Below are 14,260 nucleotides of genomic sequence, written 5' to 3'. Positions count from 1 at the left end.
CGAGCCTGCCGCGAAGCGGCGGCAGCGGCAGGCAAAATTCCACCCCCATCTTCGGTCCGCCAACGTCCCCGCCAGCGGTGACCGCAGCCAACCCCGCCCGACCACGCCGGACGGGGGGACCGGGGGGGATGATCCCCCCCGGCGGGTCCAGGGCAGAGCCCTGGTGGGGTCCGGGGCAAAGCCCCGATTCCCAACGCCTACCCGCCGGTGCGGCCGAGCTGGTGGATGAGGCCCGAGAGCGCGCCGGTCTGATCGGCCAGGTTCTGGAAGTGCTGCGAAGCGTCCTGGGCGCGGTCGGCGTTGTCGCGGGCGATGGTGCTGACCCTGTCCATGCTGTCCATGATGGACCGGGCCGAGGCGGCCTGCTGTTCGGCGGCGGCGGCGATGGCCCGCACCTGGCCGGCCGAGGCGTCGGCCGCGCCCAGGATGCGGCGCAGCATGTCGCCGGACTGTCCGGCCAAGCCGGCCGTGGCGTCCACGGCCTCCATGGTCTTGTCCATGCCGTCCATGTTGTCGCGGGTCATGCCCTGGATGGACTTGATGTTTTCGGTCACTTCGCCGGTGGCGGCCATGGTCTTTTCCGCGAGCTTTCTGACCTCGTCGGCGACCACGGCGAAGCCGCGCCCGGCCTCGCCGGCCCGGGCCGCCTCGATGGCGGCGTTGAGCGCCAGCAGGTTCGTCTGGTCGGCGATGTCGGAGATGACCTGGATGACCGCGCCGATGCCTTCGGAGCGCTTGCCGAGCTGGCCCATGTCGGCCTTGAGCGTTTCGGCCATGGTCTTGAGCCGGCTCATGGCCTCCATGGTCTCCTTGACGATGGCTTCGCCTTGCAGGGCGATTTCCCGTGTCTCTCCGGTGGCCGTGGAAGCTTCGGCGGCGTTTTGCGCCACGTCGGCCACGGCGTCGCGCATCTGGCCCATGGCGTCGGCGGTCGACTCGAGCTGTTCCTGCTGTTGCCGGGCTCCCTGATGGATGTCCTGGCCGAGGTGCGTCAGGTCGCGCGTGGCCGCGCCCACTTGCCCGGCGACGTTCGTGAGCCCGTCCACGGCCGTGAGCATGGCCGTGTTGGCCGCCTCGACCCTGCGGGCCGCCTCGGTGGCTTCGTCGGCCGCCCGGGCCGAGCGTTCGGCCTCGTGCATGGCCTCGGCCTCCTTCTCGCGGATGGCGTCGAGGTTGGCCTTGAGCGCCCCGGCCATGGCCTCCAGGGCCTGTTGGAGCTGCCCGGCTTCGTCGTTTCCCCGAGCGTTCAGATGCACGTCCAGATCCCCGGCGGCGATGCGCCGGGCCGCATCGGTGGTCTCCCGTATGGGCCGGGAGATGCCCCGGGAAATCGTCAGGCTCAGCGGCAGGAGCACCGCCAGGAACATGACGGCGAACACCACGGCGTCGATGAGCGTCATGCGGTTGCCGACGGCACGCATGCGCTCGGCGATGGCCGCGCCGGCCTCGTCCACGTTGTCCACGTACACGCCCGTGCCGATCCAGTACTTCGTGCCGGGGATCATGGCCGCATAGCCGATCTTGGGCATGTCGCCCTTGCCGGGCTTGGCCCAGGTGAAATCCACGAAGCCGCCGCCGGCGGCGGCCGCCTTGGACAGATCGCGGATGGAATAGACGCCGTCCGCCCCTTTGAGATCGGCCAGATCCTTGCCGGGCAGGCTGGGATTGACCGGATGGGCCACGTTGGTCGTGCCGGTGTAGATGAAGTAATATCCGGACCGGTCATTCTCGAAAAAGGCGTCCTTGATGGCCTCGCGCAAAAAGGCCTCCCGGGCCTTGTCGTCGGCCATGCCCACGATGGCCTTGGACAGGGCCGAAGCCAGGCTGTCCGTGGCCACCTTGATCTTCTCCTTCTCGAGCGCCAGCATCACCTGCTGGCCTTCCTGGGCTCCTGCGTCGGCCAGACGCCAGGAGGAATAGGCCCCCACGCCGAAGATGACGGCGGCGGAGACGGCGGAAACGATGAAGAGAATCAACAATTTCTTGCCAATGGAGAGATTGCTCAAGGCGGATGCTCCTTGCCTTGGAAGGAATGGAAGGCGCGGTCCGGCCGGGCCGTGCCGCGAATGGACGCCGGGAACCAGTGTCGCGTCCTTGAAAAAAGAACATGCTTTTTTTCAAGGGCAATAAATTGATATAATTATTTTTTCTTGAAAAAAACTGCCGTCTTTTTTAAGGGTCGCAACACTAGGCGCTCGCGCCCAGGAACAACAGGACTACATAAGCGGCCGTGGCCGTGAACACGAAGTTGCGCAGGCCGCGTAGAAATCCCTTGCGCTTGGCCAGCATGAACTCGATCATGCCAAGTCTCTCGTCCGGCCTGTCACGCATGTGCGGCAGTTTGTCCACATAATGGTCCATGTAGGACTGCTCCGAAAGCAGCAATAAATAGACGCGCGGCCGAAAATAGCATTTATAATACAGGAAGAAGACAGCGAAATAGGCGACAAAAAGCAGCAGGGAGTAACGCAGGCTGAGCATTGACACCATCCTTTCGGGTTGTGCGCGCCCGAAGGCACGGGTCACTGTCTCCCATACTTCCCGGCCGAATTCAAGACCGCCCCAGCCCTTGCCCCCGACCCAGGCCCGGTGTAGCGTCGCCCACGCCAAAATTCCCCCACGGAGGCTCCATCATGACCACGGGCGACCGCCTGTCACTGCTCGTCTCCGGACTCGGACCCATCGGCAGGATCCCCTACGCCTCGGGAACCTGGGGCTCGGCCGCCGCCGCCCTGGCCGCGCCCGCCCTCTTCCTGCCCCTGCCCGGCTTCTGGCGCGTCGTCCTCCTCGCCGCCCTCTTCTGGATCGGCGGCGTCACCGGCACCCGCACCGAAAAAATCCTCGGCCGCAAAGACCCCGGACATATCGTCCTCGACGAACTCATCGGCCAATGGATCACCTACCTGCCCTTCGCCAGCCTGCCGCCCCTCGAACTCTTCGCCGGCTTCCTGCTCTTCCGCGCCTTCGACATCCTCAAGCCGCCGCCCGTGCGCGCCTCGGAAAACTGGCTGCCCGGCGGCTACGGCGTCATGATCGACGACGTGCTCGCCGGCATCTACGCCTGCCTCTGCCTCGCCATCCTCCACTGGCTGCGCGGCTGATTCCGGGGCGCTGCCCCGAACCCCGGCAGGGCGCTGCCCTGCACCCGCCGGGGCGTTGCCCCGGACCCCACCGGGGGGCATGATGCCCCCCGGCCCCCCTCACCTGCGTAGTCGGGCGGAGTTGGCTGCGGTCACCGGCATGGCTGGCGTTGGCGGACCGAAGATGGGGGCGGAATTTAATGGAGTTTTTGCTTTGAAAGCCTCTTAAAGGCAATCTTTCTTCAAATGCGGCGCTTCGCCGCTGGCACCCGTGGTCGCGGGATTTCGGGCAACGTGCTGGCCGGCTTTGCGGCCTGCGGGTTGCCCGGAATTCCGCGACCACATGGTCCACCGCATCGCCGCCCGCCGTTTCCGCACCCCTCCCGCTCGCACCCATCGGGGAGGTCCAGGAGGGGGTCACCCCCTCCTGGCCGCCGGAGGCATCTTCCACCTCTCCTCTCTCCCCTCTCCCGTCGCACCTGCTCGCTAAACCAGATTTCACTTGCCCGTGGATGGCGGGGGGCGGTATGTGGGGATCAATGCCAAGGGAGGTCCTGGGCAGAGCGGCCGTCACCGCAACGGAGGGTAGTTTCCGTTAATCATTCTTCCCATACCGGGCGATTGAGCGCCCCTTCGATTCGCCTGAGCGCGTGCACGATCCTGGGAAAGTCCATGGGATGCCGCCGGTTACCGGCAGGACGCGACCCCGGCGAATCTTTTTTGGGGCGTGGGAAATAAAAACGGCCGTCGGGTGGTACCCGGCGGCCGTTTTGCCGTTATGGCGGGGAAAGCTAGTAGGTGGCGCGGAATTCGTCGCGACGGTTCTTGGCGTACGCGGCTTCGGAATGACCCGGATCCAGCGGACGCTCCTTGCCGTAGCTGACGGTGGACAGACGGTCGGAGCCGATGCCCAGGTTGGACAGGTACTGGGCGGCAGCCTGGGCGCGGCGTTCGCCGAGGGCCAGGTTGTACTCGGCCGTGCCACGCTGGTCGCAGTTGCCTTCCACAATCAGCTTGATCTGCGGGTACTGGCGCATGATCTCGGCCTTGCGGGTCAGGATCTGCCGGGACTCGGCGGTCAGGTTGTTGCTGTCGAAGGCGAAGTGGATCATCTGGGCCAGTTCGTTGGCGGCTTGTCCCATTTTCTCACGCAGGAGGCGTTCCTGTTCCAGGCGCGCGCGCTCCTGGTCTTCCCAGCTCGTGCCGGAGCCATCGCCGGGGCCGCCGGCTTTTTTGGCGCAGCCGAAGCCGGCCAGGGACAGCATGAGCACCAACATCGACAAAATCACAATCCTCGAACGCATCATTTCTTCTTCCTCCTCACAAGTGCCCGCCCGGGCTTTAGCAACCAGGGGCTTTACCCCTGGCCGGGTTCTCGATGGGCTGGCGAAGCACCAACGGGACGGCCCCCAATTACGCCTCTTGCAATAAAATGCAACAGGGAATTCCGGGCCATTTTGCGGTATTGCGACATACAGCCCGCCCCCTGACGCGGCTGCCCGCTCCCCCCCGCTTCACCATTCCCTCGATTACAGGATGGTCATGCCGCAACTACTGGGGCAAGGGGCCCCAGGACGGCATCTGGGCCGCGCCGTCCCCGGTGGGGATCATGACGGGCTGCGCGCCGTGGCGCGTGGTCACGTAGATCTTCTTTTGTCCGCTGCGCGTGGACGAGAAGGCGATGAAGTAGCCGTCCGGCGAAAAGGACGGATTCTCGTCCGAGCCGCCGCCCGAGGTGACTTGCGTTTCCTGTCCGGAGGACAGATCGTGCACGAACACCTTCTGAGCGCCTCCGAGCTGCTTGGTGAAGGCGATGAGCTTGCCGTCGGGGCTCATGCTCGGGTTGGTGTTGTAGCCCGAGGAGGTGACCCGGCGGCCCGAGCCGCCGCTCACGTCCTTCACGTAGATATTGGGGCTGCCGGTCTCGTCGGAGACGTAGGCCATGAGCCGGCCCGAGGCGTCGAAGGTCGGGGAGACGTCGATGCCCGGGCTGCTGGCGATGGTCCGGCCGGGTTGGTAGGCGGAATTGAGCAGGTAGATGTCGGCCTTGCCTTGCAGGGAAAGGCTCACGGCGATCTGCCCGTCGGGCAGGAAGCGGGGGCTGACCACGCTGGTCGTCGGCAGGGTGTAGACCTGCGGCTTGCCGCCGCCGGACCAGACGCCGAGGTAGTGGGAACGCGAGCCGATGAGCGTGAAGCAGATGCGCCGGCCGTCGAAGGACCAGGCCGGGCTCACGGCCATGCCCAGTTCATTGTAGCTGGTCACCCGGGTCAGTCCGCGGCCGGTGGGGCGCACGGTCCAGATGTCCGTGCCTTTGGCGGAGCTCGGCTTGACGAAGGCGATCTGGGAATTGAAGAAGCCGCCCTGGCCGGTGAGGGCCATCATGAGTTCCATGCAGAACCGGTCGGCGATGTCGGGCAGCTGGGCGTCGGTGACGCTGTCGTAGCCTTTGCCCACCAGCACTTTCTGGGTGTAGACCTCGAAGGCCCGCAGTTCCACGTTGCCGAGGTTGCCGCCAGGGGTCCACTGGGCGGTGACGACCACGTCGATCTTGCCCATGGAGAAGGGCTTGAAGTCGATCTGGTCGGCGGTGGGACCGTTGATCTGGCCGGGGATGCTCGACGGCGGCACGAGTTGCAGGAAGGGCAGGAACTGCAGGTCCTTGTTGATGAGGTCCTGGAGCTTGTCGGCCGCGGTGAGCTGGCCGCCGCCGGCGAAGGGCCGGGCCATGACGAGGTTCATCTTGGCCTGCCCCGGCCCCTGGATGTCCACGGCCAGGGAGGTCTGGGCCCGGGCCGCGCCGGCAAAAAGCCCCACAACCAGGGCCAGGGCCCCGAAGACGCCGATGATCCGCTTTGTCGCGCGCATGGTCATTGTCCAAATCCTACGGAATGCTGCTTGGTCGTTACGGTATAGCGCCCCGAACTTCGGGGCGGCCCCTTTTTACGTCTTAGCCCGATACCGGCGGCCGGGCAATTCCCGGCAACGAGAAACCGCCCCCATCCCGTCCGGCTCGTGCCGCATCCTCAAAAAATCACGACGGTATTTCTCCAAAAAAATATTCCCCCAACATCTCGTCCCCGGGCGCGGCGCGCCTTTCGGGGAACGGCGGCTAATGCCCGAGTTCCTGGGAGCTGAAGCGCAGTTGCAGGACGGTCAGCCCGGTCGGCGGCGGCGGCAGCGTTTCGGTCTCGGCCACGGACTTGACCGTGGAGGCGTCGAAGTTCGGCTGGCCCGAGGACTGGACGAGGCGGTAGTTCTGGATGCGGCCGTCCTTGTCGATGTTCACTTCCACCACGGCCAGAAGCTGCTGCTTGGCCCCGCTTTGGGGGAACCGCCAGTTCTTTTTCACCTCGCGGTTGACGATCTGGGCGTAGACTCCCATGGTCACGCCGCCGCCGCCCCCGCCGCCCGTGCCTCCGGGCGTGCCGCCGCCGCCCCCGCCGCCGCCGGCCATGCGCCGGGCGTCGGCCAGGGCCTTGGCCAGGGGATCGCCGCCGCCCGATCCGGAACCCGATCCGGAGCCGGAGCCGGCCTTGGCCTTGGCGTCCTTGAGGGCCTGGGCCAGGGTGTTCTTCTCCGCGGCTTCCTTGGCCGCAGCCGCCGCCTTGGCCGCGTCGGCGGCCTTTTTGGCGTCCTCGGCCTTCTTGGCGTCGGCGGCTTTTTTGGCGTCTTCCGCCTTCTTAGCGTCCTCGGCCTTCTTGGCGTCGGCGACTTTTTTGGCCTCTTCCGCCTTTTTCGCCTCGTCGGCCTTCTTCTTGGCCTCCTCGGCTTTCTTGGCTTCTTCGGCCTTTTTGGCGTCCTCGATCTTCTTCTTGGCGTCCTCGGCCTTCTTGGTCTGCTCCTCGAGCTTCTTGAAATCGGGCTTGGGCTCGGGCTTGGCCTGCTCCGTGGGAATGGGCGTGGCTTTGGGCTCGGGTTTGGGTTCCGGCTTGGGCTCGGGCTTTTTGGGCTCGGCGCGCTTGGGTTCGGGCTCGGGGGCCTGGGGAATGGCGGCCACGGGCTCGGGCGCGGCCGGCTTGGCCGGCGTGGGCGGAGCCTGGGCCGGCTCCGGCAGTTCGGCCTGGCCGCCTTCGGGGCCGCCGGCGGGTTCGGGGGGACCGAGCTCGGGGCGGTCGCCCGGGCCCTTGGGGCCGGGAGGCAGGCCGGCCTCGCCGGCGGGCATGCCCGGCGCACCGAGGGAGACGAGATCGACTTCGTAGACCGGCACGTTGAGCTGGAATTTCACCGGTTCGATATTGACGAAGACAAGACTGGCCAGCACCACGGTCAGGTGCAGGAACACGGAGAATATCCAGCCTAAAACGCGCATGGGGCACTCGTCGGCGCGGCCCGTCGGGGCCGCGCCGTCCTATTTCTTTTTGGCGGCGGGGGCGGCCGGAGCCGTCTTTTCCTCTTCGGCCACCACGCCGAGCTTGTCCACGCCGGCGGATTTGACCACGCCCATGACCGAGACCACGGTGCCGTAGGGCACGGCCTTGTCGGCCCGCAGGAAAAGCTGCTTTTTCTGGTTGGTCACGAGCTGGCGCACCTGGCCTTCCAGATCGCCGAGCTCCACCTGGTACTTGTCGAGGAAAAGCGCGCCGTCGGCCTTGACCGTGAGCACCACGGAATCGCTCTCCTTGGGCAAGACGCTGACGGCCCTGGTCTGCGGCAGATCCACCTGCAGCCCCTGGGTCATCATGGGCGCGGTGACCATGAAGATGATGAGCAGCACCAGCATCACGTCCACGAAGGGCGTGACGTTGACGTCGGCCAACATGCGGCCCCGGCCGCCGACCTGCATGGCCATGGCTTAGCGCCCCGTCCTTGAAGTTCGCATCAGCATATCGCTACCGCCAACCTGCTTCGGTGATTCTGTCATTGTCGAAAACGCCGTATGCCCCGCAACGGGACGGCCCTAGAACCGTTCCGCGGCCGGCCGGCGGTGGGGGGTCTCGGCGGCGGCCTCGCGCGGGGTCCAGGTCACTTCGCGCTGGATGCGGTTGAGGAACGCGCCGGCGAAGTTGACCAGCTCGCCCTCGATGGCCGTCACGTAGCCCAGGAAGAAGTTGTAGGCGATGACCGCCGGGATGGCGACGGCAAGGCCGATGGCGGTGGCGATGAGCGCCTCGGAGATGCCCGGGGCCACGGCGGCCAGGGCGGCGGACTGCATGAGGCCGATGGCGTGGAAGGAGTTCATGATGCCCCAGACCGTGCCGAAAAGGCCGATGAACGGCGTGGCGTTGGCGGCCGTGGCCAGAAAGGACAGCGAAGCCGACATCTTGGCCAGCTCCTGGGACACGGCCTGACGCAGCACCCGCCGGATGTTGTCCATGGCGATGTGGCCCTTTTCGGACGGGTCGAGGTCGGCCTGCTCCATGCGCACGAGCTCCTCGAAGGCCATGCGGCCCACGTTGAAGGCCGGGGACTGGCGCGACTGCCCGAGGGAATGCATGGCCGCGCGCAGGGTGTCGGCCTCCTGGAAGCGGGCGTAGTCGCGGGCGGTGTCGCGCTTGGCCGCGGTCAGGGTGAAGATCTTGACGAAAATGATGCTCCAGCAGCCGAGGGACATAAACGCCAGAATGCACAAGACGAATATGACCGTCGGCGTGGCGTTGGCCATCATGGCCCATAAGCCGCCATGCGGCGTAAGCGCGTCCATTGCGACCCACCTGTCGGAAAGTGTAAGAAGGTTAGGAAAGCGTGAGCGCGGCCAAAGCCGGCAGGGCGATCTCCGCCGGAGCGGCGATCGTGACGTCGGACAGGCCTTTGTAGGCGCTTTCCACGAGATTGATTTCCACCACAGCCCCGCCCCTGGCCTTGATCTCCCTGGGCAGGAGACCCGCCGGGACGACCTCCCCCGATGTTCCGGCCACGATGATCAAATCAGCGGCCAAGGCCAATTGACCGCTTTTATCCAGTGCGTCAAGTGGAATGGCCTCTCCGAAAAACACGACGTCCGGACGCACCACCCCGCCGCAGTCCTCGCAACGCCAGGGAATGTCCGCCGCAGTAAGGGTCCGCGCCCGGGCCGGATCGTGCTCGCGGCCGCAGCCCATGCAGAAATAGCGTCCCATGCCGCCGTGGAATTCCACCACGTTTCGCGAGCCCGCCGCCTGGTGCAGCCCGTCGATGTTCTGGGTGACCAGGCCGGAAAGTTTTCCCGCCGCCTCCAGTTCGGCCAGCGCCAGGTGCGCGCCGTTGGGTTTGGCCGGCCCCATGACGGAAATGGCGTCGAGGAGGAATTCCCAGACCCGGCGCGGCGTGCGCGCGAGCGCCTCGGCCGTGGCCACGGCCATGGGGTCGTAGCGGTCCCACAGGCCGCCGGGGCTGCGGAAATCGGGTATGCCGCTGGCCACGGACACGCCCGCGCCGGTGAGCGCCATGGCGCATTTGGACCGGGCCAGGAGCCCGGCCGCCTTTTTTACGGCCTCGGTCACGACTTTCTCCCCTTCCGGACCACGGTCCGGAAAAACAGGCTGTTTTTTGCGTGGCGATGACGTATGGAAGACAACATCACATCGTGCGTTCCCGCCCGATGCAGGAGGTACCCCGCCATGAAGCGACACGCTTTCGCCTTGTGCCTGTGCGGCCTGCTGGCCCTGCCGGCCCTGGCCTTCGCCGCCGAACCCGCGCTGTTGGCCCAGGCGCCGCCGCCCGGCCAGCCCGTGCCGCCGAACACCCCGCCCCCGCCCCCACCCCCGCCGCCGGGGAAAAAGCCGCCCCAGGGCCAAGGCATGCCCAAGAACCCCGCGACCATGCCGAACCAGCCCATGCCCAGGGGTCCCGCGCCCATGCCGGCCCCGAGCGTGGTCCAGCCGGGCGCGCCCATGGTGGCCCCGCCCGGCTCGGTGGTGGTGCCGCCGGCCGCCGTCGTGCCGCGGCCCGGCCGCTCCGACCGGGCCAGGGCCAACGCCGTGGCCCGCTGCAACCAGCGCCAGGCCGCCTGCGCCGCCACCTGCAACACGCGCACCTACGGCCAGGCCCGCAACATGTGCTACAACCAGTGCAACGCCCAGTTCGTCAACTGCACGTCCAGGGCCAACTACAGGTAGTCCCGCGGCCACGGAATGCAGGCGTATGCGTGGCGCAAACGGCGTGTTCGCCAGCCAACCAACAAGAATCCATCGAGGGTAACGCCATGAAGCGGCTCGTCCTTCTGCTGCTCCCGCTCGCGACGCTGTGCCTCGCCCGGCCCGGCCCGGCCGGGGCCCAGCCCATCTGCCCGCCCGGCTACTTCTGGAGCGCCGGGGCCTGCCGGCCCGTGCCGCCTCCCCCGCCGCCGGCCTACGTCCCGCCGCCGGTCTACGTGCCGCCGCCGGCCTACAACCCGGCCTTCAAGCAGGTGGCGCGCAAGTTCGTCACCCTGCGCACCTGCCCGGGCGACGGCTGCCCGCCCGTGACCACCCTGTCCCGGGGCACGCCCGTGCGCATCCTGTCCTACGAGGGTCCCTTCGTGCTGGTGCGCGTCCCGGACTCCCCGTACGAGGGCTGGGTGCCCCTGCGGCACCTGACGCCCTAGCCGCGACGCCTCACGCCTGCGCATCGACGGTCCGGGTCACCCCCCGGGCCGTTTTCTTTTCCGTTTCGCCGGGCAGGGCCGGCCGGCAGACGGCGAAATCCGGGTCCCGGGCGTCCAGCACGGCGAAAAGCGCCCGCAGTTCCCCGTCCGGGTGGAGCATGCGCGCATTGATCCGGAAATGGCGGATCAGGTCCTCGGCCATGGCCGCCAGTCCCGCCCGCCGGTCGCGCCGGTAGGCCCGCAGGTCCTCGACCGCCCCGCCGGCCGGGCCGTAGGCCACGAGGTAGCGGCCGGGCACGGCCTCGTACACGGCCACCTCCCGGAAACGCCCCGGGAGCGCCACTTCCCGGGCCATGGCCTCGACGACCTCGTGCACCGCCCCGCGGCGCACGGAAAAGACCCGTCTGGCGTAGCCGCGCCGCGTGAAGCGCACGTCGTGGTAGACCAGCAGCCGGTCGTAGAGGCGCTGGCGCAGCAGGTAGCAGGCGACGAGGCCGATGAGCAGGACGGCGCAGGGCGCGGAAATCCACAGGGGCACGGAAGCGAGCCAGGCGGCGAAACGCACGACCCAGCCGGCCACCACGGCCGCCAGCTCCAAGGCCTTGCGGCCGGCGGCGGACAGCGCCGCCAGGCAGAAATCGGCCGCCTTGCCCAGATACGTCCACAAGGCGGCTTCCAGATGGCCCCAGATGTCATCCATGAAGAGCACCTCCCGGCGCGGCGACGCGACGTCGAACTTGCGCCTCGGCCTGCCCTGGGCTACACCCGCCGCGCCCCACCGGCAACAGACCTCTTGCACGCTCCCGCCGGCCCCGCCAACAGGACACCATGCGAAAAACCTTCCGCTCCATCGCCGCCAACTGCGGCCTGCTCGCCTTTGGCGCGTACGTCTTCAGCTTCGGCGTCAACGAGATCGTCGTGGGCAAGGGGCTCATGGCCGGCGGCCTGTCCGGCCTGGCCCTGCTCACCTACTACCTGACGGGCCTCGGCGGCCCGGGCCTCATCTACTTCCTGTGCAACCTGCCGCTCATGATCCTCGGCTGGTGCAGCCTGTCGCGCCGGTTCATCCTCTACACGCTCTTCGGCATGGGTGCGGTCAGCGCACTCATGCAGTTCCTGCCCGAGCGGGCGCTCATCGCCGACCCGCTGCTGGCTGCCGTGTTCGGCGGCGCGGTCATGGGCGCGGGCTCGGGCATCATGCTGCGCTCCATGGGCTCGGCCGGCGGCACGGACATCCTGGCCATCTGGCTCAACCAGAAATACAATCTGCGCATGGGCCAGTTCAACTTCTTCTTCAATCTGGCCGTGTTCGCGGCGGGCCTGGCCTTTTACGAACCCACCCTCGTGCTCTATTCCATCATCCTGTCCTATACCAATTCCAAGATGATGGACTATTTTCTGTCGCTTTTCAACCAGCGCAAAATGGTTTTCATCATCTCCGACAAATCCGACGCCATCGCCCGCGACATCATTTACAATCTGAAGCGCGGCGCGACCTTCCTGCACGGCGCCGGGGCCTACACCGGCAAATCCAAGCGGATCATCCTCACCATCACCAACACCGTGCAGATCAAACGCCTGGAAGAACTCGTCTTCGGCCACGACCCCAACGCCTTCTTCGTGGTGGAGAACACCTTCAACGTGCTCGGCGAGGGATTCTCCCGGCGCAAGGTCTACTGAGACAAGGCCAAGGCCACCAGCCGCGACGCGGCCGCGTTCTCCCGGCCCGGGGGCGCGGCGGCGGCCAATTCCACCAGGGGCAGCCCGGGCTCGAGGTCCCGAAAGACCACCCCCTCGCGCCGCCACACGCGCACCGAGGCCGGCAGGAAGGCCAGTCCCAGCCCGGCCGCCACCAGGGCGACCATGGTGAACTTCGTGGCCGCATCCTGCACGGGCGTCACGCGCGCCCCGGCCAGGGCCAGGGCCGCCTCCACGGCCGCAAGCAGCGCCGGGGCCTGCTCGCGCGGCGGCAACACCATGGCCTGACCGTCCAGGTCATTAAGGGCCACGCGCCGCGCCCCGGCCAGGGCATGGCCGGCCGGCACGGCCAGCACGTACGGTTCGCGCGAGACCACCGTCAGCTCCACTCCGGGAAAATCCTGCCCGGCCGGGCGCACGAACCCCACGTCCAGCCGTCCGGCCGCCAAGGCCGCCGCCTGCTCCCGCGTGGACATCTCGCGAAGCGAAAGCGCCACCTCCGGAGCCTGCCGCCGAAAGGTCGCCAACGCGCCGGACAAAAACGCGTCCATGGCCGGATTGACGAACCCCACCGTCAGCCGCCCGGCCAAGCCCCGCCCCACCCGGCGCGCCGCCTCCCCGGCCCGGGCCGCCGCCTCCAGCACCAGCCGCGCCTCGCGCAAAAAGGCCTCCCCGGCCGGCGTCAAGGCCACCATGCGGCTCGTGCGGGCGAAAAGCCGCGCCCCGATCTCCGCCTCCAAGGCCCTGATCCGCTGGCTCAGCGGCGGCTGGGCCAGCCCCAGCCGCGCCGCCGCCCGGCTGAAATGCAGCTCCTCGGCCACGGCCACGAAACACTCGCAATCCCGCAGTTCCATGGATTGATATTTTTCACATATCAATCATCGTGTAAAATTATATTTCACCTCTCGATCGCCCGGCCCTATGCTGGCCAAAACCACGTGGGGAGGCGATCATGACCCGCATCGCCCTGCTCGTCGCGACGGCCATCCTGGCCCAGGCCCTGACCGCAACCGCCACCATGGGAGAAACCGCCATGAACGAACGACATGCGCGCGGCTGGCAGGCGCTGGCCGCCCTGGCCCCGGAAAAGGCTCAGGCCGTCCAGGACGGGCTGGCCGACATCGCCCCGGACATGGGCCGCTTCATCATCGAATTCGCCTACGGCGACGTGTTCACCCGCCCGGGGCTCGACCCGGCCTCGCGCCAAATCGGCACCATCGCCGCCCTGACGGCGCTTGGCAACGCCGCCCCGCAACTGCGCTTCCACATCGAAGGCGGGCTGGCCGCGGGACTCACCCCGGACCAGATCGTGGACGTCGTCTACGTGACCACGGTCTTCGCCGGCTTCCCGGCCGGACTCAACGCCCTGGCCGTTGCCCGGACCGTATTCGCCGAGAAACGCCTGGCCGTCTCCCACGCCCCGGCCCACGCCCCGGGCGACGACGACCGCCGGGCGCGCGGCCTGACGTCCCTCGCCGCCACCAGCCAAAACGCCGGCCAGCACGTCCTCGACTCCCTGGCCGACATCGCCCCGGACATGGCCGGCTTCATCCTCGACTTCTCCTACGGCGACGTCATCTCGCGCACCATCCTCACGCCGGCCCAAAAGGAAATCGCCATGGTCGCCGCCGCCACCGCCCGAGGCACCATGAGCCCGCAACTTAAAGTCCACGCCAAGGCCGCCCTGGCCGTGGGCATGACCCGGCAACAACTCGTCGAAGTCGTCATCCAGATGGCCGTCTACGCCGGCTTCCCGGCCGCCCTGAACGGCCTGGCGGCGCTTCGGGAAGCGTTCGCGGAGGCGGGGATGTGAGGGGCAGGAGAGAGGGGGGTGAAGGATTGAGAAGAGGGAAGATGCCTCCGGCGGCCAGGAGGGGGTGACCCCCTCCTGGACCTCCCCGACGGGTGCGGGCGCTTCGCCGCATTTCAAGAAGTCTTGTCAGTAAAATTCCATTAAATCTCGCCTCGAAGAGGCGAC

Annotated in this window: 15 protein-coding genes; 5 read left to right on the top strand and 10 right to left on the bottom strand. The window is 67.5% G+C overall.

Features of this window, described 5'->3' with window-relative positions:
* Window positions 1-197: 197 nt before the first annotated feature.
* Window positions 198-2,006 (bottom strand): methyl-accepting chemotaxis protein, encoded by a 1,809-nt coding sequence (locus Q1K70_RS15225; protein ID WP_300161243.1) that lies wholly within the window; start codon window positions 2,004-2,006, stop codon window positions 198-200.
* 181 nt (window positions 2,007-2,187) lie between these two features.
* Window positions 2,188-2,481: a hypothetical protein gene (locus tag Q1K70_RS15220; RefSeq protein WP_300161241.1), complete on the bottom strand. Its 294-nt coding sequence runs from the start codon at window positions 2,479-2,481 to the stop codon at window positions 2,188-2,190.
* A 152-nt stretch (window positions 2,482-2,633) separates the two neighbouring features.
* On the opposite strand from Q1K70_RS15220, the gene Q1K70_RS15215 reads away from it, so the two are divergent.
* Complete coding sequence (locus Q1K70_RS15215; RefSeq protein WP_300161239.1) at window positions 2,634-3,101, top strand: phosphatidylglycerophosphatase A; 468 nt, start codon at window positions 2,634-2,636, stop codon at window positions 3,099-3,101.
* A 770-nt stretch (window positions 3,102-3,871) separates the two neighbouring features.
* Here Q1K70_RS15215 and pal read toward each other — a convergent pair.
* From pal to Q1K70_RS15185, 6 genes are all read right to left on the bottom strand, one after another.
* On the bottom strand, window positions 3,872-4,387 hold the full coding sequence (pal, locus tag Q1K70_RS15210) for a peptidoglycan-associated lipoprotein Pal (RefSeq protein ID WP_366521713.1): 516 nt from the start codon (window positions 4,385-4,387) through the stop codon (window positions 3,872-3,874).
* 244 nt (window positions 4,388-4,631) lie between these two features.
* Window positions 4,632-5,948, bottom strand: coding sequence for a translocation protein TolB (locus tag Q1K70_RS15205; protein ID WP_300161235.1), 1,317 nt, complete (start codon window positions 5,946-5,948; stop codon window positions 4,632-4,634).
* 244 nt (window positions 5,949-6,192) lie between these two features.
* Window positions 6,193-7,392, bottom strand: coding sequence for a cell envelope integrity protein TolA (gene tolA / locus Q1K70_RS15200; protein ID WP_300161233.1), 1,200 nt, complete (start codon window positions 7,390-7,392; stop codon window positions 6,193-6,195).
* A gap of 39 nt (window positions 7,393-7,431) precedes the next feature.
* A complete protein-coding gene (gene tolR / locus Q1K70_RS15195) occupies window positions 7,432-7,872 on the bottom strand; it encodes a protein TolR (protein ID WP_300161231.1) in 441 nt (146 codons plus the stop codon).
* Window positions 7,873-7,980: 108 nt separating this feature from the next.
* Window positions 7,981-8,724 carry a MotA/TolQ/ExbB proton channel family protein gene (locus Q1K70_RS15190; RefSeq protein ID WP_300161229.1) on the bottom strand — a complete coding sequence of 248 codons (744 nt, stop codon included), beginning with the start codon at window positions 8,722-8,724 and terminating at the stop codon, window positions 7,981-7,983.
* Window positions 8,725-8,755: 31 nt separating this feature from the next.
* Window positions 8,756-9,502 carry an NAD-dependent deacylase gene (locus Q1K70_RS15185; RefSeq protein WP_300161227.1) on the bottom strand — a complete coding sequence of 249 codons (747 nt, stop codon included), beginning with the start codon at window positions 9,500-9,502 and terminating at the stop codon, window positions 8,756-8,758.
* A gap of 117 nt (window positions 9,503-9,619) precedes the next feature.
* Between Q1K70_RS15185 and Q1K70_RS15180 the strand changes: the two genes are divergently transcribed.
* Both Q1K70_RS15180 and Q1K70_RS15175 read left to right on the top strand, forming a co-directional pair.
* On the top strand, window positions 9,620-10,117 hold the full coding sequence (locus tag Q1K70_RS15180; protein WP_300161225.1) for a hypothetical protein: 498 nt from the start codon (window positions 9,620-9,622) through the stop codon (window positions 10,115-10,117).
* Between the two features lie 86 nt (window positions 10,118-10,203).
* A complete protein-coding gene (locus tag Q1K70_RS15175) occupies window positions 10,204-10,584 on the top strand; it encodes an SH3 domain-containing protein (protein WP_300161223.1) in 381 nt (126 codons plus the stop codon).
* 10 nt (window positions 10,585-10,594) lie between these two features.
* On the opposite strand, the gene Q1K70_RS15170 is transcribed toward Q1K70_RS15175, so the two are convergent.
* Entirely contained in the window at window positions 10,595-11,284 is a 690-nt protein-coding gene (locus Q1K70_RS15170; RefSeq protein ID WP_300161221.1) for a hypothetical protein, read from the bottom strand.
* A gap of 128 nt (window positions 11,285-11,412) precedes the next feature.
* On the opposite strand from Q1K70_RS15170, the gene Q1K70_RS15165 reads away from it, so the two are divergent.
* A complete protein-coding gene (locus tag Q1K70_RS15165) occupies window positions 11,413-12,264 on the top strand; it encodes a YitT family protein (protein WP_300161219.1) in 852 nt (283 codons plus the stop codon).
* On the opposite strand, the gene Q1K70_RS15160 is transcribed toward Q1K70_RS15165, so the two are convergent.
* Window positions 12,258-13,136 carry a LysR family transcriptional regulator gene (locus tag Q1K70_RS15160; RefSeq protein WP_300161217.1) on the bottom strand — a complete coding sequence of 293 codons (879 nt, stop codon included), beginning with the start codon at window positions 13,134-13,136 and terminating at the stop codon, window positions 12,258-12,260. The two genes, Q1K70_RS15165 and Q1K70_RS15160, sit on opposite strands and share 7 nt — an antisense overlap.
* A 98-nt stretch (window positions 13,137-13,234) precedes the next feature.
* On the opposite strand from Q1K70_RS15160, the gene Q1K70_RS15155 reads away from it, so the two are divergent.
* Complete coding sequence (locus Q1K70_RS15155; RefSeq protein ID WP_366521712.1) at window positions 13,235-14,095, top strand: carboxymuconolactone decarboxylase family protein; 861 nt, start codon at window positions 13,235-13,237, stop codon at window positions 14,093-14,095.
* Window positions 14,096-14,260: the final 165 nt, after the last annotated feature.

The organism is Solidesulfovibrio sp. (assembly GCF_029978005.1).
Classification (GTDB): Bacteria; Desulfobacterota; Desulfovibrionia; order Desulfovibrionales; family Desulfovibrionaceae; genus Solidesulfovibrio.
Note: the sequence above shows the minus strand (reverse complement) of the source record. Positions and strands in the feature narration are given on the sequence as shown.

Bases quoted from the DNA above. Each gene is read 5' to 3' on its own strand.
- tolA (WP_300161233.1), bottom strand. From the start codon at position 7,392: ATGCGCGTTTTAGGCTGGATATTCTCCGTGTTCCTGCACCTGACCGTG.
- Q1K70_RS15205 (WP_300161235.1), bottom strand. From the start codon at position 5,948: ATGCGCGCGACAAAGCGGATCATCGGCGTCTTCGGGGCCCTGGCCCTG.
- Q1K70_RS15180 (WP_300161225.1), top strand. From the start codon at position 9,620: ATGAAGCGACACGCTTTCGCCTTGTGCCTGTGCGGCCTGCTGGCCCTG.
- pal (WP_366521713.1), bottom strand. From the start codon at position 4,387: ATGATGCGTTCGAGGATTGTGATTTTGTCGATGTTGGTGCTCATGCTG.
- Q1K70_RS15170 (WP_300161221.1), bottom strand. From the start codon at position 11,284: ATGGATGACATCTGGGGCCATCTGGAAGCCGCCTTGTGGACGTATCTG.
- tolR (WP_300161231.1), bottom strand. From the start codon at position 7,872: ATGGCCATGCAGGTCGGCGGCCGGGGCCGCATGTTGGCCGACGTCAAC.
- Q1K70_RS15160 (WP_300161217.1), bottom strand. From the start codon at position 13,136: ATGGAACTGCGGGATTGCGAGTGTTTCGTGGCCGTGGCCGAGGAGCTG.
- Q1K70_RS15215 (WP_300161239.1), top strand. From the start codon at position 2,634: ATGACCACGGGCGACCGCCTGTCACTGCTCGTCTCCGGACTCGGACCC.
- Q1K70_RS15220 (WP_300161241.1), bottom strand. From the start codon at position 2,481: ATGCTCAGCCTGCGTTACTCCCTGCTGCTTTTTGTCGCCTATTTCGCT.
- Q1K70_RS15190 (WP_300161229.1), bottom strand. From the start codon at position 8,724: ATGGACGCGCTTACGCCGCATGGCGGCTTATGGGCCATGATGGCCAAC.
- Q1K70_RS15165 (WP_300161219.1), top strand. From the start codon at position 11,413: ATGCGAAAAACCTTCCGCTCCATCGCCGCCAACTGCGGCCTGCTCGCC.
- Q1K70_RS15175 (WP_300161223.1), top strand. From the start codon at position 10,204: ATGAAGCGGCTCGTCCTTCTGCTGCTCCCGCTCGCGACGCTGTGCCTC.
- Q1K70_RS15155 (WP_366521712.1), top strand. From the start codon at position 13,235: ATGACCCGCATCGCCCTGCTCGTCGCGACGGCCATCCTGGCCCAGGCC.